At 65.0% G+C, this 22781-nt stretch carries 23 protein-coding genes; 8 read left to right on the forward strand and 15 right to left on the reverse strand.

Annotation, left to right across the window (positions count from 1 at the left end; genetic code table 11):
• Positions 1-29 precede the first annotated feature (29 nt).
• The 5 genes from BN3385_RS26505 to BN3385_RS26525 all read right to left on the reverse strand — a co-directional run bounded on the left by BN3385_RS26505 (position 30) and on the right by BN3385_RS26525 (position 5329).
• Complete coding sequence (locus tag BN3385_RS26505) at positions 30-1589, reverse strand: B12-binding domain-containing radical SAM protein (protein ID WP_059021460.1); 1560 nt, start codon at positions 1587-1589, stop codon at positions 30-32.
• Positions 1590-1741: 152 nt separating this feature from the next.
• Positions 1742-2227 carry a hypothetical protein gene (locus BN3385_RS26510; protein WP_231748824.1) on the reverse strand — a complete coding sequence of 162 codons (486 nt, stop codon included), beginning with the start codon at positions 2225-2227 and terminating at the stop codon, positions 1742-1744.
• A gap of 67 nt (positions 2228-2294) precedes the next feature.
• Positions 2295-3182 carry an alpha/beta hydrolase gene (locus tag BN3385_RS26515; RefSeq protein WP_197415279.1) on the reverse strand — a complete coding sequence of 296 codons (888 nt, stop codon included), beginning with the start codon at positions 3180-3182 and terminating at the stop codon, positions 2295-2297.
• 528 nt (positions 3183-3710) lie between these two features.
• Positions 3711-4526, reverse strand: a complete 816-nt coding sequence (locus BN3385_RS26520) for a cutinase family protein (protein ID WP_231748825.1) — start codon at positions 4524-4526, stop codon at positions 3711-3713.
• A gap of 191 nt (positions 4527-4717) precedes the next feature.
• Positions 4718-5329, reverse strand: a complete 612-nt coding sequence (locus BN3385_RS26525; protein ID WP_059021467.1) for a TetR/AcrR family transcriptional regulator — start codon at positions 5327-5329, stop codon at positions 4718-4720.
• A 90-nt stretch (positions 5330-5419) separates the two neighbouring features.
• Here BN3385_RS26525 and BN3385_RS26530 point away from each other — a divergent pair, with 90 nt between their 5' ends.
• Entirely contained in the window at positions 5420-6118 is a 699-nt protein-coding gene (locus BN3385_RS26530) for a P-loop NTPase family protein (RefSeq protein WP_059021468.1), read from the forward strand.
• Positions 6119-6122: 4 nt separating this feature from the next.
• Positions 6123-8069, forward strand: a complete 1947-nt coding sequence (locus BN3385_RS26535) for a YhgE/Pip domain-containing protein (protein WP_059021470.1) — start codon at positions 6123-6125, stop codon at positions 8067-8069.
• A gap of 18 nt (positions 8070-8087) precedes the next feature.
• On the opposite strand, the gene BN3385_RS26540 is transcribed toward BN3385_RS26535, so the two are convergent.
• The 4 genes from BN3385_RS26540 to BN3385_RS26555 are packed head-to-tail and all read right to left on the reverse strand — an operon-like array spanning position 8088 to position 12420.
• Positions 8088-9050 (reverse strand): NAD-dependent epimerase/dehydratase family protein, encoded by a 963-nt coding sequence (locus BN3385_RS26540; protein ID WP_059021472.1) that lies wholly within the window; start codon positions 9048-9050, stop codon positions 8088-8090.
• Between the two features lie 34 nt (positions 9051-9084).
• On the reverse strand, positions 9085-9966 hold the full coding sequence (locus BN3385_RS26545; RefSeq protein ID WP_082690664.1) for a formylglycine-generating enzyme family protein: 882 nt from the start codon (positions 9964-9966) through the stop codon (positions 9085-9087).
• Entirely contained in the window at positions 9959-10879 is a 921-nt protein-coding gene (locus BN3385_RS26550) for an HAD family hydrolase (protein WP_059021475.1), read from the reverse strand. Before BN3385_RS26550 ends, BN3385_RS26545 begins: the two co-directional genes overlap by 8 nt.
• Positions 10876-12420: an arylsulfatase gene (locus tag BN3385_RS26555; RefSeq protein ID WP_059021477.1), complete on the reverse strand. Its 1545-nt coding sequence runs from the start codon at positions 12418-12420 to the stop codon at positions 10876-10878. Before BN3385_RS26555 ends, BN3385_RS26550 begins: the two co-directional genes overlap by 4 nt.
• A 127-nt stretch (positions 12421-12547) precedes the next feature.
• On the opposite strand from BN3385_RS26555, the gene BN3385_RS26560 reads away from it, so the two are divergent.
• On the forward strand, positions 12548-13657 hold the full coding sequence (locus tag BN3385_RS26560) for a serine hydrolase domain-containing protein (protein ID WP_231748826.1): 1110 nt from the start codon (positions 12548-12550) through the stop codon (positions 13655-13657).
• A gap of 73 nt (positions 13658-13730) precedes the next feature.
• Here the strand turns inward: BN3385_RS26560 and BN3385_RS26565 are convergent, their stop codons facing one another.
• The 6 genes from BN3385_RS26565 to BN3385_RS26590 are packed head-to-tail and all read right to left on the reverse strand — an operon-like array spanning position 13731 to position 18810.
• Positions 13731-14459, reverse strand: coding sequence for a hypothetical protein (locus BN3385_RS26565; protein ID WP_059022444.1), 729 nt, complete (start codon positions 14457-14459; stop codon positions 13731-13733).
• Between the two features lie 5 nt (positions 14460-14464).
• Positions 14465-14962 (reverse strand): PaaI family thioesterase, encoded by a 498-nt coding sequence (locus BN3385_RS26570; protein ID WP_059021481.1) that lies wholly within the window; start codon positions 14960-14962, stop codon positions 14465-14467.
• A complete protein-coding gene (locus BN3385_RS26575; RefSeq protein ID WP_059021483.1) occupies positions 14959-15834 on the reverse strand; it encodes an alpha/beta fold hydrolase in 876 nt (291 codons plus the stop codon). The genes BN3385_RS26570 and BN3385_RS26575 overlap by 4 nt, the downstream gene beginning before the upstream one ends.
• Complete coding sequence (locus BN3385_RS26580) at positions 15831-16694, reverse strand: alpha/beta fold hydrolase (RefSeq protein WP_059021486.1); 864 nt, start codon at positions 16692-16694, stop codon at positions 15831-15833. Before BN3385_RS26580 ends, BN3385_RS26575 begins: the two co-directional genes overlap by 4 nt.
• Positions 16691-17569, reverse strand: coding sequence for an SDR family NAD(P)-dependent oxidoreductase (locus tag BN3385_RS26585; RefSeq protein ID WP_059021488.1), 879 nt, complete (start codon positions 17567-17569; stop codon positions 16691-16693). The genes BN3385_RS26580 and BN3385_RS26585 overlap by 4 nt, the downstream gene beginning before the upstream one ends.
• Complete coding sequence (locus BN3385_RS26590) at positions 17566-18810, reverse strand: NADH:flavin oxidoreductase/NADH oxidase family protein (protein ID WP_059021490.1); 1245 nt, start codon at positions 18808-18810, stop codon at positions 17566-17568. Before BN3385_RS26590 ends, BN3385_RS26585 begins: the two co-directional genes overlap by 4 nt.
• Before the next feature lie 81 nt (positions 18811-18891).
• On the opposite strand from BN3385_RS26590, the gene BN3385_RS26595 reads away from it, so the two are divergent.
• The 5 genes from BN3385_RS26595 to BN3385_RS26615 all read left to right on the forward strand — a co-directional run bounded on the left by BN3385_RS26595 (position 18892) and on the right by BN3385_RS26615 (position 22652).
• Positions 18892-19524 carry a TetR/AcrR family transcriptional regulator gene (locus BN3385_RS26595; RefSeq protein ID WP_231748827.1) on the forward strand — a complete coding sequence of 211 codons (633 nt, stop codon included), beginning with the start codon at positions 18892-18894 and terminating at the stop codon, positions 19522-19524.
• Positions 19525-19573: 49 nt separating this feature from the next.
• Complete coding sequence (locus BN3385_RS26600; RefSeq protein ID WP_059021491.1) at positions 19574-20254, forward strand: SDR family oxidoreductase; 681 nt, start codon at positions 19574-19576, stop codon at positions 20252-20254.
• A gap of 41 nt (positions 20255-20295) precedes the next feature.
• Complete coding sequence (locus tag BN3385_RS26605; RefSeq protein WP_082690665.1) at positions 20296-20697, forward strand: DUF4345 domain-containing protein; 402 nt, start codon at positions 20296-20298, stop codon at positions 20695-20697.
• Positions 20698-20740: 43 nt separating this feature from the next.
• A complete protein-coding gene (locus BN3385_RS26610; protein ID WP_059021492.1) occupies positions 20741-21565 on the forward strand; it encodes an SDR family oxidoreductase in 825 nt (274 codons plus the stop codon).
• Positions 21566-21638: 73 nt separating this feature from the next.
• Positions 21639-22652 (forward strand): NADP-dependent oxidoreductase, encoded by a 1014-nt coding sequence (locus BN3385_RS26615; protein WP_059021493.1) that lies wholly within the window; start codon positions 21639-21641, stop codon positions 22650-22652.
• Positions 22653-22781 lie beyond the last annotated feature (129 nt).

The following is a 22781-nucleotide window of genomic DNA, read 5'->3' on the forward strand; positions in this document are numbered from 1 at the left end:
GGCACTGACACTCGGAGCCGCGCTCATTCCTAGAAGGTATTGACCAACCTGCCCGCATCGGACATCTCCCTGGACATCGTGTAGTGGTGATAGTGCACCGCACACTTCACCACACAGACGAACAGAACTGCCGGGTCGGGCCGTCGACGAAGAATTGTCGCCATCCGGCGGCGGTAGATCCGTCGCAGATGTCGATCTGGAACGTTCTTCATCAGCAACGCGAAGAGCCCGAGGGCACGCGCGGCGTCAAGGAACTGTGATTGTCGCCTGCGCCAGGGGTGGCTGCGCCAGTACTCGGTGCGGGCCCGCCCGAACTCAAAGTTTCTCGTCAGAAAGAGGTTTTCGATTCGGTCGAAGAAGAAGTCCGGGTCATACAGTTCCCGCATCATGCCGACATAGCCGTCACGCAACTCGTCACGCGTCATCCCCAGCGGAATGACATTCGTGCCGAAGGGCTGCTCGTCGGCGAGATCCAGACGGCCCTCGTCGTGCAGTCTCTTGTGCAGGGGCGTCTTCGGAATGGCCGAGAGCATGCCGACCATCGCATGCAGAATGTCGGTCTGCCGGATGAAATCGACTTGTTCCTTGAAGATTCGGGCATCGTCATTGTCGAAGCCGACGATCATGCCGCACCAGACTTCAAGACCCGCGTCCTGTACTTTGCGGACCCGGTCCACGATCGAACCGCCCTTCTTCACGTTCTGGTACTTCTTGGCTTCGCGCAGGGACTCTTCATTCGGGCTTTCGATTCCGATGAACACCACGGTGATGTTCGCCGCCACCATCAGCTCCATCAGTTCGTCGTCCTCGGCCAGATTCAGCGACGCCTCAGTGAAGAACTGGAACGGAAAGCCTTGCGCAGCCTGCCAATCGGCGATATCGCGCAGGAGAACTTTCACGGCGACCTTGTTGCCGATCAGATTGTCGTCGACGATGAACGCGATCGGTAGATTCTGCTGACGCAGAGCTTCCAATTCGGCGATGACCTGGGCACTGGTCTTCATTCTCGGCTTGCGCCCGAATGTGACGATGATGTCGCAGAACTCGCACTGAAATGGACATCCGCGACTGAACTGGATGCTGCCGAAGACGTAGTTCTTGGTCTTCAGCAGGTCGTACCGCGGCACCGGAACACGGGTCATATCGGTGCGCTCGGCCTGCTCATATCGCTGGTGGTGCCGGCCGTGGGCCCAATCGTCGAGGAACTGGGGCCATGTCGTCTCGGCCTCGCCGACAAAGATGACGTCGGTCAGGCCGTCGAAGTAATCCTCCTGGACGCTGACCCATGGACCGCCGACCACGGTGAACACGCCCCGCGCCTTCAGTTCACGGAGGATTTCTCGCATCCGCTGGCGCTGAACACTCATGCCGGTGAGTCCGACGATGTCTGCTCGTGCCAGGCGGTCGTAGTCGATCGGCTCGACGTTCTCGTCGACCAACGTCACGTGATGACCGTCCGGCGTCAGCGCTGCAAGCAGAGGCAAGCACGCGGTGGGCAAGTTGCATTTCTTACCGAGCAGCTTGAGTGCATGCTCAAGTCCCCAGTAGGACACCTCGAACCGGGGGTTGACTAGGACGATGTCGGCCATGGTCGCCCCATTTCTCACGGCGGCGTAGATTCTCGGAGATTAACACCGAGCCAGCGGCAGATCTGCCGTTTGCGCCCAAGCAGCCGGTAGCCGTGCGCACTGATGCGATAGGCGACGACGACGGGGTCCCTAATGTGCTTGGGACCAGGGATTTAGCGGTCGCTGCGCTTGCAGTTAGGGTCAGCGGGTTTGGTCGGCCAGGCACAGACGTCGATGTAGGTCTTGTCTGACCAGCCGCCGCCGTCGATCACGCTGTAGGCCGCTCCGTTAGTACCGGTGTAGGTGGCACCGCCATCGGAGGTGACGACGCTGGTGACGTCCCACTTCTTGGCTTCCAGCGCCTCCTTGTAGGCCTTCATCACGTCAGCGGGCGAGCCGGTCACCTGGAAGAAAAGGTGAATTCCGTTGTCGGCCAGACTATCCGGCCCCTTGGTGGTGTTGGTGTTGGCCGGGGCTGGCACGAGCGACTCCAACTGACCCGAATCCGCCGCGGCCGCAGCAGATGTCGTTGCCGCCGCGGATGTCGTTGCCGCCGAAGAGGAAGTCGACGAGGCCGCCTTCCCGGAGTCCGAGCTGCTGCACGCCGTTGCTCCCAGCGCGATCGCCGCCGCCAGCACCACCATCGCTTGACGCATCATGAGCACTCCCCGCTTTCGTCTCGCGCACCGTAGCAAAGTCTTGTGTCGTCGGATGGCGATTGGCGAATCAGCTCTGCCGCAAAGCGTGGCCGGTGTGGGTCCCTACTCCGCGGCCGACACCCAGCTGCTGTTCGATGGCACGCAGCGAACTCATGGCGTCCGGTAGCGGGGCAAACAGCGGCCAGCCGTGAAACTGGCCGTCGCGCAGCACAAACGTCATGTCCAGGCCCTCGGTGATCGCCCGCTGGCGCAGACGCACGGTGTCCGGCGCCAGCAGATCAAGAGACCCGCTGTAGACCGCGGTGGGCGGCAGCCCCTCCAGCGAGCCGTACAGCGGGCTCACCCGAGGATCGGTGAGGTCCAGCCCGTGCGCCCAGGCCAGCCCGAAGCTCTGCAGTTGTTCCACATCGAGCAGGGGATCCCAAATGACCTGGCTGGCCGGATCGCTGACGGTCGCATCCAGCCAGGGCGAGACAAGAACCATCCGGCCCGGAGTGCTGGCGCCACGGCGCACCAGCTCCTGGGTCGCCGCCAGGGCCAATCCCCCGCCCGCCGATGCCCCGGTCAGGCTGACGTGATCGGCGCCGTAGGCGTTGACCAGGGTACTGAGAAAGTCCGCCATCCCGGGAACCACGGTGGCCGCGGTGCCGCCCTGTTCGGCTAACGGGTACATCGGGACCACCACGGTTGCTCCGGTCTGCCGGGCGATCGCGCCATTGGCCAGCCATTCAAAGACCAGTGGCTGGCTCACGTAGCCGCCGCCGTGCAGCGAGACCACATAGTCCCCGGAGGGCGCCGACGACGACAACGTGTAGACCGGCATGCCGTTGAAGTCCGCGCGCCCCACGGTCAGCCCCAGCGTGCTGAACCAGGGCGGCGAATCCTGGTTGAGCACCGTCGGTGAGGGCAACAGCGTGGTGTGCGTGGTGACCTGTTCCAGTCCCCACAGGGCCACGTTGAAAATTTGGTTGACCAGACTCGGGCGACCAGTGAACAGGTTCTGATCTACCGACCAATCGGTGTATGGCACAACAGGATTCGACGGCTGACTGTTGGATGTGCTGGGCGCCGCCGGAGTTGGACGTGCGGACCGACCGGCTGCGGCCGGCGCGCGGACGCCAGCCGTGTTGGTACTGCGCGCGATGCGGGGCGCCGGGACGGTAGCGCGCTGGTGTCGGCGTGCCGCAGGGGCGTGGCCAGTCCCGGCAGGGGACGCGGCGCTGCGGCCACTGCCGGCCGATGCGGTTGTTCCCGCGTCGGCCGAGGAGACGGCCGAACCCAGAAAAATCAGGGCAGCAACACCCGCGACGGCAGCAGCCGACAGCCGAACCACGCACCCGAGTCTGGTCATCCCCCTGGACCCCCCTGGCCCTGAGCATACGGTTCGAGGGCGCCGCGGCGGCGGGAACTGCTGTTTGCCAGATTGGTCAGGCCAGTGAAGCCCAGCGCGTCGCGGGTTCACCTGGGCAAAAGCGGAGCCGCCTCAGGCGATGGTCGAAAACCCGGGTTCCGGCGACGGCGTCACGCCGGGCGACGTATCCGGGCCGGGCAGGACGGGACTGTAACCCGGCATCACCGGCCCGTATCCGGGTTGCGGCCCGTGGATCGAGGTCTGCGGGTCGTAGCTGGGGGTGGCCGGGCCGTACCCCGGAAGCGGGCCGTAGCCGGGCAGCGTCGGCAGCGACCCGGCCAGCAGCTTGGCCGCGACGAATGCCGCCGCCTGATCGGTGTAGCCGGGAACATAGCCCTCGGTATGACCGCTCCAGGCGTTGCCCGGCCCGGCGTGGCAGATCGGGTCACCGGGATTGCACAGATCGATGGCTTTGGCACCGAGCAGTGCGCTCTGGGTCGGCAGCGACCCGCCGGTGCGGGCGGCCACGTTGCCGAAGGTGGCCACCGCCGCGACGTTGTCCGAGTATTCGGGCGGCAGCGCGCTGCCCCACGTGATGCCGGCCATCGGAACCCCGGCCACGATATCGATCACGCTCGCGCCCTGCGAGTAGCCGCCCAGGACGATCTTCGTGTCGGGACAGGAGGCCACCGTGGACTTGACGTGGGCAATCACGTCATTGGCACCGTCGCCGCCGTGCAGCTGCAGCTTGCCGGCCTTGTAGTTGACGGCGTAGCTCGCGATGTTCATTGCGGGCAGCTCGCTGCGCAGCGAGTCGACGAGAGCGTCACCGACGCGGCCCATACCCGCCGGCTCATCGGTGCCGCGAGCAAAGATCACCTCCGCGTCGGGGCAATCGGCCGCAGACGCGACAGGTGGCGCTGCGAGCAGCAGGCTCGCGATGAACATGGGCGAAGCAACCAGCCCGACCCAGCGACCGGATGACCAGTCGTCCCCCACCGGATGCCTTCGCATGCAGCGAAGAGGCATCCGATGAATCTAGCGCACTTGCGGTGTCCATGGACCTGCAGTGCCGATTCATTGCCACGGCTGATATTGACGGAAAGGCAAACAGGGCTTACTTTTTCGCGCGCTGACGGTCAGGCTGACAGTCCTTCGACGACGGCCAATGCGGTGAGGTAACGAACCTCCTCGGTGGCCGCGCGATCGCTGAGGAACTGACCGGAGGCACCGGCCTGAGCCGCCATCAGCGCCCGGGTGAAGATCTCCGGCGCGACAGTCATCGTTCGGCCGGTCTTGGCGATCAGTTCGACGAAAATCCCCTGCAGACCATCGCGAAGGCGTTCGACTTGGTCGTCCAGGGCGCGGGCGATATCGGGCTGGTGAGCCGCGCGAGCCACCAGAGCGGCGTGCAGGGCGATGCGCGGTTGATCGGTGACACCGGCCTTCAGCAGCTGGCGCACCACTCGATCGGTCTTGAGAACGCCCTGGGTGCGCAACAGGGGTTGGGCGGTGCGCCGCAACCGTTCGACGAGGGCATCGTTCTGCTGTTCGTAGACCTCGAAGAGCAGATCCTGCATATCGTCATAGCTCGAGTAGAAGGCGCCGCGGGTGTAGCCGGCCGCTCGGCACACCTCCTCGACGCTAAACCAGGTCCGGCCACTGTCCTGAATGAGTTCGTCGGTGGCCTCGATCAACCGGGCCCGGGTGTTGCTGCGCCGGCGGGTTTCCCGCGCCTCTGTGACCTTCACGACAAACTGCCCCTCAGACTCGATACATTCCGTATTGAATACATATCGTATTGAAGTACCACCACGACAGCAACCCTCAGGAGGCGTTCCATGAGCCGACACGCTGCGGTTCCCGCTCCGCAGGTGCATTCCGGCGCCGATAGCGACGCGATCATCGTGGCGCGGGGGTTGACCTTCGACGGTGAGCACTTCCCGCTGTACAAGAACGTCGACCTCACCCTGGACCGCGGCCTGCACGCAGTGCACATGCCCGGCGGTCACAGCCAGAAGGCACTGCTGCTCACCCTGGCCGGCCGGCTCAAGCCAACCTCCGGGACGGTGACGGTGTTCGGCGAGACCACGCCACGGGCCATCCGCCGGCACTGCGCCATCGCGGCCTTCGGCGACATCGACGATCTCGACGACTCGGTCACGGTGGGCACAGTGGTGACCGAACAGCGCCGCTGGCTGGCTCCCCTGTTCCGCCGGTCACGCGACGACTCCGGACGGGACGTCCTGGCCGAGGTGTTCGGGGAGATCGACCGCCCGGCGCCGACCGACTACATCGGCGATCTGGGCGACCTGGAGATGTTCCTGCTGCAGATCACCCTGGCGCTGTACTCGGATCGGCCCGTGCTGGTGGTCGGTGATCTCGAGCAGGTCCGCGACAACGCCCGACGGGCACAGGCGGTCCAACGCCTCGGTGCCATCGCCGCCGACCGTCTGGTCGTTGTGGGCGTGACGAATTCGCTCGGCGATCAGGCACCCGAGCATGAAGTACACATCCCGAACAGCACGGAAAAGGACTGAGAAGATGGTGGGCGGACTTGCCCTGGGCTCGGAGATCAAACGCTTCGCCCGCAACCGGATGACGCGGATCGCCGTCGTCGTCCTGATGCTGATGCCACTGACCTACGGTGCGCTCTACCTGTGGGCGTACTGGGATCCGTTCGGCCATGTGAACAAACTGCCCGTCGCACTGGTCAATTCGGACCGGGGCACCGAGGTGTCCGGTCAAGAGATGAACGTCGGCAAGGAGATCGCCAAGGGTCTCACCGATGACAAGAGCCTGGACTGGCACCTGGTCGACGACGCCGAGGCACGCGACGGCGTGGCGCACGGCAAGTACTACTTCATGCTGGAACTGCCGCCGGACTTCAGCGAGGCCATCGCCTCGCCCACCACCGGGAACCCCCGCAAGGCTCAGCTGATCGCCGAGTACAACGACGCCAACAACTACATCTCGTCGAGCATCGGCCGCACCGCCGTGGAACAGGTACTCAATGCCGTGTCGACCAGAATCTCCGGACAGGCCGTCAACCAGGTGCTGTCGGTGATCACCACCTCGGGTGCGGGCATCCAGCAGGCGGCCGACGGAGCACACCAGCTCTCCGACGGCGCAGCCCAACTCGACTCTGGCGCAGGCCAGTTGGCGGCCGGCCTGGATGCCGCCCGCAGCGGATCCGCGGAGCTGGCCGCCGGCTCACGCAAGCTGTCCGACGGCATCAACACCGCCACCGATCCCCTGCTGAAGATCACCAACCTGCTGGCGCAGATCGGCACGCAAAGCGATCAGGTCAACGGCCAGGTCCAGGACAGCTCGTCGGCCCTGACAGCGGCATCTGACGAGCTCGACACCGTCACCGCAGCGCAGGATGCCGCCGCCCAGTCATTGACCTCGGTCATCGACAACCTCTCGGCCAACCAGGATCCGGTGTCGGTGATGGCCACCGCCAAACTGCGCGAGACCCGCGACCAGCTACAGGCCCACGAGCGCACCCCGAACATCCAGGCGAAACTCGACAAGGCCCGTGCGGCCGCCGACGCGGGCGGTCCGGTCGGTTCGGCGCTGACCGACATCTCCGCCAAGGGTAGGGAACTCAGCGACAAGCTCACCCAGCTGCGGGATGGCGCCCAGCAGGTGGCGTCCGGCAATGCTCAGCTCAACGCCGGCCTGGTGAAGCTCGACGACGGTGCCCGGCAGCTGAAAACCGGTACAGCACAGTTGAGTGCCGGGTCAGCGGAGCTGGCGACCAAGCTCGCCGAGGGCGCGCAGAAGGTACCCGACTGGACACCCCAGCAGAAGGACGCCATCGCCGAGGCGATCGGCGGCCCGGTCCAGCTGACGAGTTCACACGAGAACTCGGCACCGAACTTCGGCACCGGCATGGCACCGTTCTTCCTCACGCTTGCGCTGTTCTTCGGCGCCATGCTGCTGTGGATGGCGTTCCGTCCGTTGCAGACCCGGGCCATCGCCGCGGAGATCAGCCCGATCCGGGTGACGCTGGCCAGCTATCTGCCCGCCGTCCTGATCGGGATTCCCCAAGCAGTGATCCTGTACTGCGTCGTGCGCTTCGCCCTGCACGTACACGCCGAGCATCCAGTGGCGATGCTGGGCTTCATGATCCTGGCGTCCTGCGCCTTCATCGCAGTGGCACAGGCGATCAGCGCACTGCTCGGCCCGGTGTTGGGCAAGGTGCTGCTGATGACGCTGCTGATGGTGCAATTGGTCAGCGCCGGTGGGCTCTACCCCGTCGAGACCACCACCAAGCCGTTCCAGGCGCTGCACCGACTCGATCCGATGACGTACGGCGTCAACGGGTTACGACAGTTGATCCTCGGCGGTATCGACGGCCGGCTGTGGCAGGCGGTGATCTTCATGGTCGCGCTGTGGCTGGGGTCGATGTTGCTGACCTCACTAGCGGCCCGGCGCAATCAGCTGTGGAACCTCACCCGGCTGGTGCCCAGCGTCAAGATGTAGCGGTCCCCGAGGACGCCGTCAACTCGTCAGAAGCCCGGCTGCCTGCAGCCAGTCCTGGGCCCGCGCCATCCCTTCGTCGAGCTCGACGCGGGGCTCGAAACCCAGCATCCGGCGGGCCTTCTCATTCGAGTAGGTGCCGCTCCGGGTGAGATAGCGCACCGAGGTGGCGTTGGCCTCGGTGGGCCGCCTGCGTAGCGACGCGGTGAACGCATTCGCCTGCGCCGCCGAGAGAGCCAGCCAGGTCGGCAGGAGTACCGGACGCTTGCCCAGCATCCGGTAGTAGTGGCCGAAGAACTCCTTGCAGGAGACGCCGCCGGCCGACAGTTTGAAGATCTGACCGGCCGCTTCCGGATGGTGGGCAGCCAGGAGGACTCCGTCGACGAGGTCGTCGATGTAGATCGGGCTGAAGAGCCCCCGGCCCATGGCCGGCAACACGAAGGTGTTCTTTCTGATCAGTTCGACCGGCAGTATCGTCCACGGCCGGGATCCGGGCCCGTACACGTCGGCGGGCCGCACAATCGTGACCGGGACGTCGCCGGCGATATGTGCTTGCAAAGCAACGTGTTCCGCGGCGATCTTGGTGTCCACATAGGGGTCGCCGTCCGGGCGTACCGGGAAGTCCTCGGTGACGTTGTTGGGAAAACTGAGGTCGGAGAACGCCCGAACCGATGACAGGACAACGACGCGCCCGGCGCCACCGCGAGCGGCCGCGTCGAGCACATGGCGGGTACCGAGGACATTGACCCGCCATTGGGCATCCATACCCACGGCATTGGAGACCACCGCCGCGGTGTGAATCACCGCATCCGCGCCGGCAACATGCTCTTGCCAGGGCCCGATGCTGCCGATGTCACCGGCGACGATGTCCCGATCGGGGTCGGCGACGACGTCGACACCACTGACCTGATGGCCGTCCTCGCTCAGACGCCGTGCCAGCGCGCGCCCGATGAATCCGTTGGCACCGGTGATGAACACTCGCATGATGACAACTTAACGTCGGACCCGAAGGTGGGCCCTACCGCTTGACGCAGCGGATTCCGATGTGGCTCATCCCGGTGTCGACCATCTGGGGTCGTCGTGCCGCCGGGCGGTAGCGCAGGCAGTAATTGTCCGCGCAGAGGAACGAGCCGCCCTTGATGACCTTGCGCGGGACGGTGAACTGCGGCTGGGCCGGGTCGTAGCTGCCGGCCTCACAGCAGGGATCTGCGGCGCGGGTGTCGGCATACCAGTCGGTGGTCCATTCCCAGACGTTGCCCGCCATGTCGAACACGCCGTAGCCGTTGGGCGAGAAGGTTCCCACCGGTGTGGTGCGGCCGTAGCCGGCGTCCGGACGCCACGGGAATTCGCCGTGCCAGTAGTTGGCCAGCTTCTGACCGGGCTGCTCGGGTTCGTCTCCCCACGTGTAGGTGGTGTGGTCGAGTCCGCCGCGGGCGGCGGTCTCCCATTCAGCCTCGGTGGGTAGCGAAAGCCCGGCCCACTCGGCATAGGCTTCGGCGTCCTCGAACGCGACGTGGACCACCGGGTGGGCGGCGCGTTTGTCGATCGTGGAGAGCGGTCCGACGGGGTGACGCCAGGACGCGCCGGGGGTCCACATCCACCACTGGCTCAGATGGCGCAGGTCCACCGGGCCGCTCGTGCGGTGGAAGACCATTGATCCCGGCACCAGGTTCTCCGCCGGGGCACCGGGAAAGTCTGCCGCATTCAGGGGTCGTTCAGCGACGGTGACATAGCCGGTGGCCTCGACGAATTCCGCGAACTGAGCATTGGTCACCGGGCGGGCCTGAATCCAGAACCCGTCGACGGTGACAGAGCGGGCCGGGGCCTCCTCCGGGTAGTGGCGGTCGGATCCCAACATGGCCGTCTGGCCCGGAATCCACACCAGGTCGGCGTCAGTCACCGAACACGGTCACCCAGTCATTGCGGAGGCTGGCGACGGTCCACCCGTGCGTCTCGGCGTCTTCCAGTGCGCGCTCCGCCCCTGCGGTGTAATCGAATTCGCGCTCGGCATCGTCGTGCAGGACGAGCATGCTCATCGACAAGCCCGGTGCCGCATCGGTGAACTGGAGCATCTCGATATCACCGTTGGAGTTGCCCGCTGCGAAGATCGGTCGTCTGCCGGTGCGTCCCCAGATGCGCACCGCCTTGACGGGTCCGTCGTTGAGGAACTCCGGCCGCGACGTGGTCAGCAGCTGGCCGTCGGCATAATCCAGGCCGACCGAGCTACCGATCACCCGCTCGGGCGGTATCCCGTACATCGTCGTCGTCACCGGCCGCATGAAGTCACGCCCGCCACCGGAGACGATGTAGTTGACGAACCCGTGCGCCTCCAGATAGGCCAGCAGCTCCACCATCGGCGTGTACCCGCATGAGGTGTACGCCCGGTCCAGGGTCGGGTGCCGGGCGGTGGCGAAGAACGCCTGGACCTGCTGCGCGTGCTGCTCGACCGTCAACCCCTGGTAGGCCGAGAAGATGCCCTCAGCAAGAACTTTCAGTCCGGAATCGTCGCCCTCGTAGTGCTTGGTGACGGCGTCACCGAACCACTTGAGGTCACCAGAGACCGCGGCCGCGTAGGGCTGCCGATTGGCCAGCGCGGCGTCGGCGACTGCCAACTCGGCGAGCCGCCGCACCAGGAAGTCCAGTTGGACGTAGGCCGGCTTCTCCACCCACAGCGTGCCGTCGTTGTCGAAGACGGCGATGCGCTCCTCGGGCGCCACGTACTCCGGGCCCTCGGTGGTGACCCGGCTGACGAAGTCGACGATCGACGACTTCGCCGGTCCATCGCGCCAGGAATCCAAACCGGCCAAACTCAAGCGCCCGCCGACTCGATGGCCTTCTTGAGTTTCTCCACCGCGGCGGTGATGGTGAACGACGCCGGCTCGGCCCGCGGCGGGAACTCCTTGAAGGTATCCAGGAAGCGCAGGACGAGCGCGTTGGCGTACAGGCACAGGTAAACCCGCTGTAAGACCCAGTCCCAGTACGTGTTCGACGTGACGTCGGCGCGTTCGAAGGGATCGGTGCGCAGATTGAACAACTTGGGTGCGCGCAGTTCGGTGAACGGCTCGAACCAGATCTGCAGGGTGCCCTGGCAGCGCTGCTCCAGGAAGACGACCTTCCAGTTCTCATACCGCACCCCGAGAACGTCGCAGTCGTCGGAGAAGTAGATCAATCCCTTGCGCGGACTCTCATCGACCTCACCGGTCAGATACGGCAGCAGGTTGTAGCCGTCGATGTGGACGTGATAGGTCTTGTCGCCGATCGTGTGGCCTTGTTTGAGCTTGTCGATGATGGTCGGCTCACCGGCGGCAGCGAGGAACGTTGGCAGCCAATCATGATGCTGGACAATCTCATTGGATACCTCGCCGGCCGGGATCTTGCCGGGCCAGCGAATCATCTCCGGCACCCGGAAAGCACCCTCCCAGCCCGTGTTCTTCTCGCTGCGGAACGGGGTGGTGGCGCCGTCGGGCCAGCTGTTGGCGTGCGGGCCGTTGTCGGTGGAGTAGATGACGATGGTGTCCTCGGCCAGGCCGAGTTCATCCAGGCAGTCGAGCAACTGCCCGACGTGACGATCGTGATCGATCATCGTGTCGTGATACTCGGACTGCCAGCGGCCTGATTGTCCGACGCTCTCCGGCTTGGTGTGGGTGCGGAAATGCATGTGGGTCATGTTCATCCACACGAAGAACGGCGTGTCCGAGGCGGCCTGCCGCTTGATGAAGTCGACGCACGCGGTGGTGGTCTCGTCATCGATGGTTTCCATGCGCTTGGCGGTCAGCGGCCCGGTGTCCTCGATGCGCTGCTTGCCCAGCGGGCCGAAGCGCTCGTCGACCTCATCGGAGGCCTCCTCGGTCGCCCAGGAATGGATGACACCGCGGGGCAGCAGCATCTTGCGCAGCAGGGGCGCCTCTTCCTCGGTGGGATAGTCGGGGCTCTCCGGCTCCTCTTCGGCATTGAGGTGATAGAGGTTGCCGAAGAACTCGTCGAAGCCGTGCGCGGTGGGCAGGTGCTTGTTGAGGTCGCCGAGGTGGTTCTTGCCGAACTGGCCGGTGGCGTAGCCCAGCGGCTTGAGCAGTTCGGCGATCGTCGGATCGTCGGCCGACAGGCCCATGTCGACGCCGGGCATCCCGACCTTGCTCAGGCCGGTGCGGTACACGCTCTGCCCGGTAATGAAGGACGACCGGCCCGCGGTACAGCTCTGCTCGCCGTAGGAGTCGGTGAACCGCATCCCTTCTTTGGCGACGCGGTCGATGTTGGGCGTGCGATAACCCATCAGCCCGTCGCTGTAGCAGCTCAGGTTGGTGATCCCGATGTCATCGCCCCAGATGACCAGAATGTTCGGCTTACCTGCAGGCATTGGGCTCTCACTTCCAGTTCGCGGTGCTCGAACTCTAGCTCAGGCCGGGTGACGTCTCAGGTCATTCCGTGATGCGATCGGCCGAGAATCATCACACCTGCTCCTGGTGCACGCCTACAGTCAGGCCATGCGGACTCTGTCTGTTGTGGTGCCTGTGATGTTGCTGTGCGCCTGCGCCCAGACAGAGGTCACAGACGATGCCTCAACGGTGTTGTCCACCAATGCATCTCTTTCTCCATCGACCACCGCCACCGCTGACCGCGCGGACCGCAGCCTGAAGGTGTTGCAACGCGTCATCGAGAAGAGCGAGCCGGGTTGTTCGGCGGCGGTGGGCATCGAAGGCAAGGTGGTCTGGTCGGGCGCGCGCGGCATGGCCGATCTGAACTCCGGGACTGCGATCACCGCTGATACGGCATTCGATATCGCTTCGGTGTCCAAACAGTTCACGGCCACTGCCGCGCTGCTCCTCGTCGGGGCCGGAAAGCTATCGCTGGGCGCATCGGTGGCCGACTACGTTCCCGGGCTCCCGGAGTGGTCGCGAACGGTGACAATCAGCGAGTTGATTCACCAGAACAGCGGTATCCCGGACTACATCGATCTGCTCTCTGACGCGGGATACCAGGACAGCGATCGAACGACCAACGCCGACGCACTGAAGGCTCTTGCACAGGTGCAGGAATTGGAGTTCGAGCCCGGGACCCGGTGGAACTACTCCAACTCCAACTACCTCTTGCTCGGCGTTGTCGTCGAAGCGGTATCGGGCACATCGCTTGCGGACTTTCTCAGCGCCGAGGTTTTCACCCCTCTGGGCTTGGACATGGTGCTGGATCCCGCTAAGCGGGTGCCGACGCTGGCCGTTTCATACACGTGGGAAGACGGCAGCTACACCGTCGCCCGCTCCGCCTGGGAGCAGACCGGTGACGGCTCCATCCAGACCACACCGGGCCAGCTCGTGATCTGGGGCGATAACTACCGCACCGGCGCGGTTGGCGGCCCTGAGTTGCTCGCTGCGCAGGTGGACGGTGCCGTGGAAACCGGCGAGGAAACGGGCGAACGCTACGGCGCCGGAATCTCCATTGGGGCCGACGGGTCACTCGAGCATGACGGTTCGTGGGATGGATTCCTCACGGATTTCGCCGTCAGCGCTGCCCGGTCTCACTCGGTGGCCGTCAGCTGCAACAGCGATCACCAGGACCCGACCGCCATCGCCGGCGAGCTCGCGGAAATCTGGCGATGACACCGCGTGGGCTGACGCCGCACTCCCGGGCAGCGGCACGCGCCCACTACGTCGACTCGGTGGGTGTCATCCGCTATCCGCGCACGGCGGGTGGTAGATCGGGAAACGCCGGCGAATCCAGTCCCAGCGCCCCAGAACTTGCCAGCGGTCGGACCTGCAGATAGACCCCGACCCGGTGGGTGTCGACGGCTCGGACATGATCCATGGCATGCCGGTGTCCACCCGGGGCATACGCATAGTCACGCGCGAGTTTCGCTGTGCTCCACAGGCTGACGGAGGTGTGCTCGAACGGAAGTTTCGAGGAGATGTCGACGCTGCCGCGATGACCGGGATGGAAGGCAGCCCTCGACGCGGCATGCACATTGTTCTTGAGGAACCCGGGCAGATGCCGTGGCCTGAGAATGCCGTGCACGATCACGACCAGGGGTTCATCGGACGCAATGGGCGTGCTGCCGTCATCCGACGGAAGCCACCCATACCAGTCATCCTGGGGATGTTCGCGGTGCACCCGGACGACCTCGCCGTCGAGACTGTATCGACGGGGAGACTGCACGACGCAGGCGAGCGGTCCGCGGAAGGCTGCCACGGCCGACTCCGGTGAATCCCACGCCGCGACAAGCGCCCGACCCGGCGGGAGGTAGCTCGACGGTCCTAACGCATGCGACAGGTGGTTGGAGTGGTTGACCGTCGCCGCCCGCAGACCCGGGATGTCCGTCGTCAACGCGGCCTTCACAGTCCTGCTCCACAGCCATGGTCCCCGCGGCGGTCGGTCGTAAACGTCGACGGTCAGAAAATCAGCCACTCCGGTCACCTGTCCTGGAGTGGGAAGACCAACAGGCTGCCGGAGGCAGTTGCCACCACCCTGCCTTCGCTGTCCAGGACCTCGCCCTCGGCGAAGGCGACCCGCCGCCCTGGCTTGGTGACCCGCCCGTTGCACGTCAAGGCGCCGGTGCCGGCCGCGACTGGCCGCAGATAGTTGACCTTGATCTCGATCGACGTGTAACCCATACCCGCAGGGAGCGTCGTGTGAGTGGCACACCCGAGGGCGGAGTCCAGCAGCGTGCACACCAGGCCGCCATGGACCGTGCCGACCGGGTTGTAGTGCGATGCATCAGGAATGCACCGGAACGTGACGGCGCCGGATTCCACGTCGATCACGTCCATCGCGAAGTGACTGGCCATGGGCGCACCAGGGAGTTCGCCGGCCGCCATCTTTTTCATGAAGTCGATCCCGCTCAGCGCGGGAAGGGCAGTCAGCGCGGGTGCGGGATCGCGCCACCGGACGGTGGTCTCACGTTGCGTCACTGCGGATCCCCGTCAGCGAGAAATCGCAGCACCAACGGCACGAATGCGTTGTGGTACTGGAAGATTCCGCCGTGTCCGGAATTCGGATAGATGATGAGCTGTGAGCCGGGGATGCGGCGGTGTAGGTCGTCGGACAGAACCGTGGGCACCATCCGGTCGTGGTCGCCGTTGGCGATCAGGGTGGGTTGGCTGATCCTCGACAGGTCGGCCGGCGTCGAGCGCCCCCATCGTTTGATCGCTTTGAGTTGCCGTTGAAGCACCGGGACAGTGACGGCTCTATCGCGGTCCCGGGTGCGTTCCTTGAGGCGGTCGACGAACTCGCGCGCCGTTCGCCGGCCAGTCTCGTCGCGATTGAAGAACAGGAACTCCTTGGGGTCCTTGCGGCTGAGCGTAGCGCGCAACGTGTCGTAGTAGGTCAGCCCAGCGACCTTGTCGATTCCCTTTCCGCCGGCCGGTCCTGTGCCGGTGAGGATCAGTTTGCGCACGAGTTCGGGGTGCTTGAGCACGAGCGCCTGGGCGACCATGCCGCCGAGGGAGAAGCTCAGGATGTCGACCTTGCGGTGGCCCAGTGCCCGAATGAAGGCGGCAATGTCCTCGGCCATCGCCTCGACGGTGAGCGGTGCTTTGCCTGTGGAAGCTCCGACACCGCGGTAGTCGACGGTGATGACGTGATGGTGCTCGGCGATCGGGTCGATGACGGCCGGATCCCAGTTGTCCAGGTTGGCGGCCAAATGAACCAGGAATACAACGGGCACTTCGCTTTTGGGGCCCAGTTCCCGGTAGGCGAAGTTCACGCCTGCGGCGCTGATCGAGCGGGTCGGCGCGTCGCGGTAGTGCCGGATCGGCCGAGCGGCGCTGTGGAGGTTGGTCATTGTTCGCCTTCGTTGTTGTGGGTGGGGTCGTCACCGAGAAAACGCAGCGCCTCGGCGAGGAACGTCTGGTGGTACTGGAACACCCCGCCGTGCCCGGAATTGGGATAGATGATGAGTCGTGCGTTGGGCAGTCGGCGGGCCATGTCGGCAGAGTGGCTGCTGTCGACCATCAGGTCGTGGTCTCCGTTGGCGATCAGGACGGGCTGGGTGATGACCGAGAGATCGTCGGGTGCGGACTTGCCGGCGTGCCGGATTGCCCTGATCTGGCCGATCCGGGCCTGCAGGGAGATTCCCTTATCGCGGTCGTACGTGCGCTCCTGAAGGCGATTCAGGTAGTCGGCCGCGGCGCGTTTGCCTTCGGGCGTGCGGGGGAAGAACAGGAAGTTCCTCGGATCACTGCGGGTGAGCGCTGCTTTGAGATAGGCGGTGCCGACGATGGTGGCCATCTTGTCGATGCCGCCCCCACCGCGCGGGCCGGTGCCGGCCAGGATCATCCGGCGGACCAGTTGCGGCTGTTGGAGCGCAATCATCTGTGCGACACCACCGCCGAGGGAGAAGCCGAACAGGTCGACGTAGTCGAGTCCCATGGCGCGGATGAAGGCGATCGCGTCGGTCCCCATCTGCTCGACGGTCCCGGGTACCGAGGAGCCGGTGGCCCCGACGCCGCGGTTGTCGAACGCGATCACGCGGTGGTGTTCGGCGATGCCGTCGATGATGCGCGGATCCCAGTCGTCGAGAACCGCGGTCAGGTGGTGCAGGAACACCACCGGAACGCCCGATCCTGTCCCGAGTTCCCGGTAGGCGAAGTCGACGCCGTCGACGTTGACTTTGCGAGTAGGGGTGTCTTTCCAGGTTGTCACGGTGTGCCTTTCGATTCGGGTGCCTTCTCCGTGGCGGGTCGCGTGTCGAGTGCCGACAGTGCGGCCTGTGTCCGAAGATCGCGGCTCATCCGGGCATCCAGCACAGGGTTGACCAAGCCGCGAAGCGCCGACAGCGGCTTCCACCGGGAGGGTGCGAAGACCGTCGTTGATCGACGGGCAAGTCCGTCGACGAGGGCAGTCGCGGCGGTTTCGGGCGCGATGCGCTTCAACATGGTCTGCGGCATCGTCGCGAGCAGTCGGTCGACCAGCGGATCGCCGTCCAGGCCCTGCGTGATCATCGCGGTGTTCACCATCGAGAAGTAGGCGACCAGGGTGGAGACGCCATGGTTGGCGAGTTCCACCCGCAATCCTCGGCCGAGTTGCTCCACGGCGGCCTTGCTCATGGCGTAGGGAATGGTGCCCATCCCGTTGACGAATGCGAACACCGAACTGATCAAGGCGATTTGGCCGCGGGTTGCGATGACCTGACTCATTGCGGCCTGAACGGTGTTGACCACACCGGTGACGTTCACCGCCAGGAGGGACTCGACCGAGGACAGCGGTGTGGTGCGCAATGTCCCGGTTTGAGCCAGGATGCCCGCGTTGGCGATCGCGACGTCGAGGCGGCCGAAGCGATCCACGACGGCATCCACGGCGGCGTCGAGAGTCTCGCGGGCACGAACGTCGGCAACCACCCCCATGGCCGACGTCGACGACATCGCCGCTGCGATCTGAGGGGTCCGGGGGTCGAGGTCGGCGATGGCCACCTTTGCGCCGCGGCGCAGCAGTTCGCATGCTGTGGCACTGCCGATTCCGCCGGTTCCACCGGTGATGAGGACGACCTTGTCGCGCAGTTCGTAGCCGGGCGTCTTCATCGGACACCGCGCTTGGGACGCCGCGATACGGTGCCGTTGCGGCGCAGCAATGCAATCGTGGTGGCAAGACGGCCACGTTTGAGGTCAGGTTCTTTCCCGGCGCCCATCCGCTGCAGCTGATCGGTGTGCCAACCGATATTCAGCAAGCCGTCGAGCGTCTTGCCATCGATCGCCTTCAGCGCCTTGGGAATCCCGTAACTCAGTTCACGGGTCGTCAGCACCGGCTGGCGCTCAGACAGGATGGCCTCCGCGGCGCCGGGATCGATGGCCGCCGGACGAGCGATGCCGATCACGTCGCAGTCCCCCGATTGCAACGCCTCCTGCATGGCTGCGCGCGAGCGGAATCCGCCGGTCACCGCCAAGGGCACTCCCCCGGCGATCTGCCGCACCGTTCGGGCATACTCCAGGAAGTACGCCTCGCGGGCCCGGGTGCTCGCCGCGGCCGAGCCCGCCATCGCGGGCGATTCATAGTTGCCACCGCTGATCTCGAGCAGGTCGATACCCTCGCCGGCCAAGGCGGCCACCACAGCACGGGATTCCTCCTCGCTGAACCCGCCGCGCTGGAAGTCCGCGGAGTTGAGCTTCACGCCGACTGCGAAACCGGGTGACACCCGGGCGCGGATCCGGCGGACGATCTCGAGCAGGAACCGCATCCGTCGCACCGGGTCGCCGCCCCACTCGTCGGTGCGCAGGTTCGACAGCGGCGAGAGGAACTGCGTGACGAGATAGCCGTGCGCACCGTGAATCTGGACGCCGTCGAATCCGGCTGTCTCGCAGACCGCCGCCGCCGTCGCGAATCGGTCGATGATGTCCTCGATCTCCGCGGCGGTCAGTTCGCGCGGTGTCGCCGCGCCGGGCAGATTCAACGGCACCGCACTCGGAGCAACCGGGGTGTGGCCGATGGCCAACGGATTCGACTGCCGACCAGGGTGATTGAGCTGGGCCCAGATCGGCACCCCGCCGTCGTGCGCGGATTTCGACCACCGCGTGAGCGCGTCGAGGTCTCGGTCGTCCTCGATTACCACATTTCCGGGTTCGCCCAGTTGAGTGCGGTCGACCATAACGTTGCCGGTGATCAGCAGCCCGTACCCCCCGTGACTCCAGGTGCGGTACAGCTGTTCGAGGCGCGCACCTGGGGCGTGGGTCGAGTCGGCGAGCGCCTCGCTCATCGAAGCCTTCATGATCCGGTTCGGCAGCACCAACCCGCAGGGCAGCGTTATGGGGTCACGCAGGTCAGTCATCGGCAGGCACCTAACTCTTGATTGAATTACGACTGTAATATTATGATCGTAAGTCAATGCGCTACGATGTGCAAGAAGCCGATGACGACTAGGGAGGTGACGGTGGCGCGCTACACCGCAGAGCACAAGAACGAGACACGTAAGCGGATTCTCGAAACCGCCGGTCGCAGGTTCAAGCGCGACGGCATCGACAGTTCGGGCATCGCCGCGATCATGTCGGACGCGCAGCTGACCAACGGCGCGTTCTACGCGCACTTCACATCGAAGGACGATCTGGTCGCTAACGTCGTGGCCGACCAGATGCACGGGTGGCTGGCGACCATCGGCTCGTCGCCGAACAGAGCGGAGCTGGAGGCATTCGTCGGCGAGTACCTGTCACCACAGCACCGTGACCATCCGGAAACCGGATGCCCATCCGCCGCTCTGCTCGACGAAATCGGCCGCTGCGACACGGCCACCCGGCGCTCCTACACCCAGGCGATGCAGGATGTCGTCGACCTGGTGGCCGCCGGGTTGTCTCCAGACGATCCCTCCTCGGCGCGGTCGGACGCGATCGGACTTTTCACGATCCTGGTAGCCACCATGCAACTGGCACGCGCCGTGACCGACCGTGCGTTCTCCAACGAGATCCTCGAATCCGGTATGGCCAACGCCCAAACGATCCTGAGCCGCACGCAACGTCCACCATCCACCCACTCCCGAAAGCGCTCCTGATGAAAAATCTCTCATTCCCCCAGAGCAATTCAGCTGCTGGATTAGTGCTGTGACGGCGCTCCACGGACAGGCCGTCCTCGTCACCGGGGCCAACCGCGGCATGGGCCACGAGTACGTCACACAACTACTCGACCGCGGGGCCGCCAAGGTCTACGCCGCCGCTCGGGACCCGCGCACCATCGACCACGACGATCCCCGCGTCATCCCGCTGCCACTCGACGTGACCGATGCGGCGTCGATCGCCGCCGCCGCCGAGGTCGCCACCGACCTCGGCGTGCTGATCAACAATGCCGGCATCGCGCGCATGACACCGGTTCTGCAACCCGACTCCACTGCGTTGCGCGAGGAGTTGGAGACCAACCTGTTCGGCCCGCTGGCGTTGGCCGCGACGTTCGCCGACCGGATCGCCGATCACAAGGGCGCGATCGTCAACGTCTCCTCGGTACTCGCGTGGATGCCCGGCGGCAGCTACGGAGTGTCCAAAGCCGCGCTGTGGAGCGCCACCAACGCCATGCGAGCCGAGTTGACGCCGCGTGGCGTTCAGGTGGTGGGCGTCTACGTCGGCCTGGTGGACACCGATATGGCGTCCTTCGCACCCGATAGCGCCAAGTCTCGCCCGGAGGATGTCATCCGGCAGGTACTCGACGGCATCGAATCCGGAGCCAACGAAGTGCTGGCCGATGAGATGACTCGCCTGGTCAAGGCAGAGCTGAGCAAACCGATCGCTTAGGCCACGTCGGTAGACACCCGACGGATAAGGAGCTGGACGTCATGCAGCGCAGTAGTGGCAGTCGCCGACGACTGCAATGGACGCTGGGGGCACTCGCGGCGATACCCATGGCCAGCGCAATGGGAGAAATTGTCAGGGGCCCGCAGGGCGTTCCGGGTGGCTCTCCGGACGTGACACCGACCGTGGACAGTTCGCTGCGGTACGCCAACGTGTTCAAATTCGCTGTGGGACCGGTTATCTGGTCTCAGCTAGGACATGTAGAGCGCTCGCCCGCACTCTCGTTCGCGATCATCACAATCGGTCTCGGTGGCCTGGCACGGCTGCGATCGTGGCAGCAACGCGGCAGACCGCACCCCGTCACGGTGGCGGCGATCGCACTCGAGGCCGTTGGCGGGCCACTCCTGTTGATCTGGCAGCGGCGTCTTGCTTCCAAGCAGCGGTGACGTCCCGACCACACCCATCGCACGATAAGAGAGAAGAACAGACATGCCTTCCGTATTGGTTACCGGAGCGGGCCGCGGAATCGGCCTGGCGATCACCGAGCACATGAGCCGGCGTGGTTGGGACGTCTATGCCACCGCCCGATCCGACGCCGCACTGCAGAGCCTGGACCGCTTACCCAAAGTGCACGCGGTGCCACTCGACATCACCGATCGGGCTGCGATAGCCGCGCTTCCCGACCAACTTCCGCCTGAGCTCAACGGGGTCGTCAACAACGCCGGCATCATCGTCAACGGGCCGGTGGAGGGTTTGACGCTTGACGACCTGACCAAGCAGCTCGACGTCAACGTCATCTCGCAGATCGCAGTGACGCAGGCAGTGCTTCCGAAAATCCGCGCATCCCGGGGGCGGATTGTGTTCATCTCATCGGTCAGCGGGCTGATCACGACACCCGGCACCGGCGCCTACAGCGCATCGAAGTACGCGATCGAATCCCTGGCCGATGCACTCCGGATGGAGTTGCGGCTCTGGAAGATCCCGGTTTCGCTCGTCGAACCCGGGCCAATCCGCACCGATATGTGGGCCGACGTCCTCGGCGACCACGATCGGATGGTCGAGCATCTCGACGACGACCACCGCCGCCTGTATGCCTCGCACCTCGCCGGAACAAGAAAGCTGTTGAGCCGCATGCAGAAGCTCGCCGCCGACCCCAAGAAGGTCACCAAGGCCGTCGACCACGCGTTGACATCGAGGCGCCCGAAGCGTCGCTACCTGCTGGATGTGGCCAGCCGCGCCCAGAAGGCGATCGTGGCCTTCACACCAACTGCGATCAGCGATGCGGCGCTGGCAGCCGCGACCACATCGAGATGACGCCCACTGTTCGACAACCTATGGCGGTCTCAAGTTCGGGCTACCCGATGAACAGTGATGAAAGGACCGGGCCGTGAAGGCATTTGTGGTTGATCGGTACGCGAAGAACGCCGACCTTCGGGCGGCCGAGGTCCCTGTCCCGGTCCTGGGTGACCACGACGTGCTGGTAGCTGTACACGCTGCAGGGGTCAATCTGCTTGACGCCAAGATCCGTGACGGCGAATTCAAACTCGTTCTCAAATATGGATTTCCGCTGATATTGGGCAACGATCTCGCAGGTGTGGTGGCGCAGGTGGGGCCGCGGGTATCCCAGTTCAAAGCGGGCGACCGGGTCTACGCGCGTCCCGACAAGGACCGCATCGGGACTTTCGCCGAGTTCATCGCCGTCGACGAAAAGGATCTGGCACACAAACCTGCCAGCCTCAGCATGGCGGAGGCCGCGGCCGTTCCTTTGGTCGCTCTGACCGCTTGGCAAGCTCTGGTCGACATCGCTGACGTGAAACCCGGACAGCGGGTGTTCATCCAGGCCGGTACGGGCGGCGTGGGAACCATCGCCATCCAGCTGGCCAAGCACCTGGGCGCAACGGTGGCAACCACATGCAGTGCCCGGAGCTTCGAGTTGGTCAAGAGCCTCGGCGCCGATGTCGTGATCGATTACAAAACACAGGATTTCGCGGAGATTCTGCACGACTACGACGTGGTGGTTCACAGCCAGGACAGCGCCGAGCTGGCGAAATCGCTCCGGGTACTGAAACGCGGCGGTCACGTGATCTCGATCAGCGGACCGCCCGATCATCACTTCGCCCGGGAAGTCGGTGCACCGTGGCCGGTGGCCGCGCTGCTGAGAATGATGAGCGCCGGGGTCCGGCGGAAGGCACGCAAACTCGGCGTCGAGTACTCGTTTCTGTTCATGAAGGCCGACGGCGCCGAACTTCAGGCGATTGCCGATCTGATCGACCGCGGCGTGATCCGACCGGTCATCGACTCCGTACTCCCGTTCAGTGGCACCAACGAGGCGATCGCTCGCGTGGCAGCGGGACATGCCAAGGGCAAGGTCGTCATCACAGTCGCGGGCGCCGCTTCCTAGGCGACTTGTCGGTCGTCACCTGCTCGCGGTCAACGGCCCATCCCGCAACGCCGGGGTCGAACCGGCCGAAGCAATGCCCGCAACCCCATTGCATTCTTCTATAACTTCGTTATAGTGACTATAACGAAG

Origin of the sequence: Mycobacterium sp. M26, assembly GCF_001494595.1 — a bacterium.
Classification (GTDB): Bacteria; Actinomycetota; Actinomycetes; order Mycobacteriales; family Mycobacteriaceae; genus Mycobacterium.

Coding starts and splice junctions, on each gene's coding strand:
- BN3385_RS26590 (WP_059021490.1), bottom strand. CDS start 18,810: ATGACTGACCTGCGTGACCCCATAACGCTGCCCTGCGGGTTGGTGCTG.
- BN3385_RS26540 (WP_059021472.1), bottom strand. CDS start 9,050: ATGCGAGTGTTCATCACCGGTGCCAACGGATTCATCGGGCGCGCGCTG.
- BN3385_RS26520 (WP_231748825.1), bottom strand. CDS start 4,526: ATGTTCATCGCGAGCCTGCTGCTCGCAGCGCCACCTGTCGCGTCTGCG.
- BN3385_RS26605 (WP_082690665.1), top strand. CDS start 20,296: ATGCAGCGCAGTAGTGGCAGTCGCCGACGACTGCAATGGACGCTGGGG.
- BN3385_RS26595 (WP_231748827.1), top strand. CDS start 18,892: ATGACGACTAGGGAGGTGACGGTGGCGCGCTACACCGCAGAGCACAAG.
- BN3385_RS26555 (WP_059021477.1), bottom strand. CDS start 12,420: ATGCCTGCAGGTAAGCCGAACATTCTGGTCATCTGGGGCGATGACATC.
- BN3385_RS26505 (WP_059021460.1), bottom strand. CDS start 1,589: ATGGCCGACATCGTCCTAGTCAACCCCCGGTTCGAGGTGTCCTACTGG.
- BN3385_RS26610 (WP_059021492.1), top strand. CDS start 20,741: ATGCCTTCCGTATTGGTTACCGGAGCGGGCCGCGGAATCGGCCTGGCG.
- BN3385_RS26530 (WP_059021468.1), top strand. CDS start 5,420: ATGAGCCGACACGCTGCGGTTCCCGCTCCGCAGGTGCATTCCGGCGCC.
- BN3385_RS26585 (WP_059021488.1), bottom strand. CDS start 17,569: ATGAAGACGCCCGGCTACGAACTGCGCGACAAGGTCGTCCTCATCACC.
- BN3385_RS26575 (WP_059021483.1), bottom strand. CDS start 15,834: ATGACCAACCTCCACAGCGCCGCTCGGCCGATCCGGCACTACCGCGAC.
- BN3385_RS26535 (WP_059021470.1), top strand. CDS start 6,123: ATGGTGGGCGGACTTGCCCTGGGCTCGGAGATCAAACGCTTCGCCCGC.
- BN3385_RS26560 (WP_231748826.1), top strand. CDS start 12,548: ATGCGGACTCTGTCTGTTGTGGTGCCTGTGATGTTGCTGTGCGCCTGC.
- BN3385_RS26510 (WP_231748824.1), bottom strand. CDS start 2,227: ATGATGCGTCAAGCGATGGTGGTGCTGGCGGCGGCGATCGCGCTGGGA.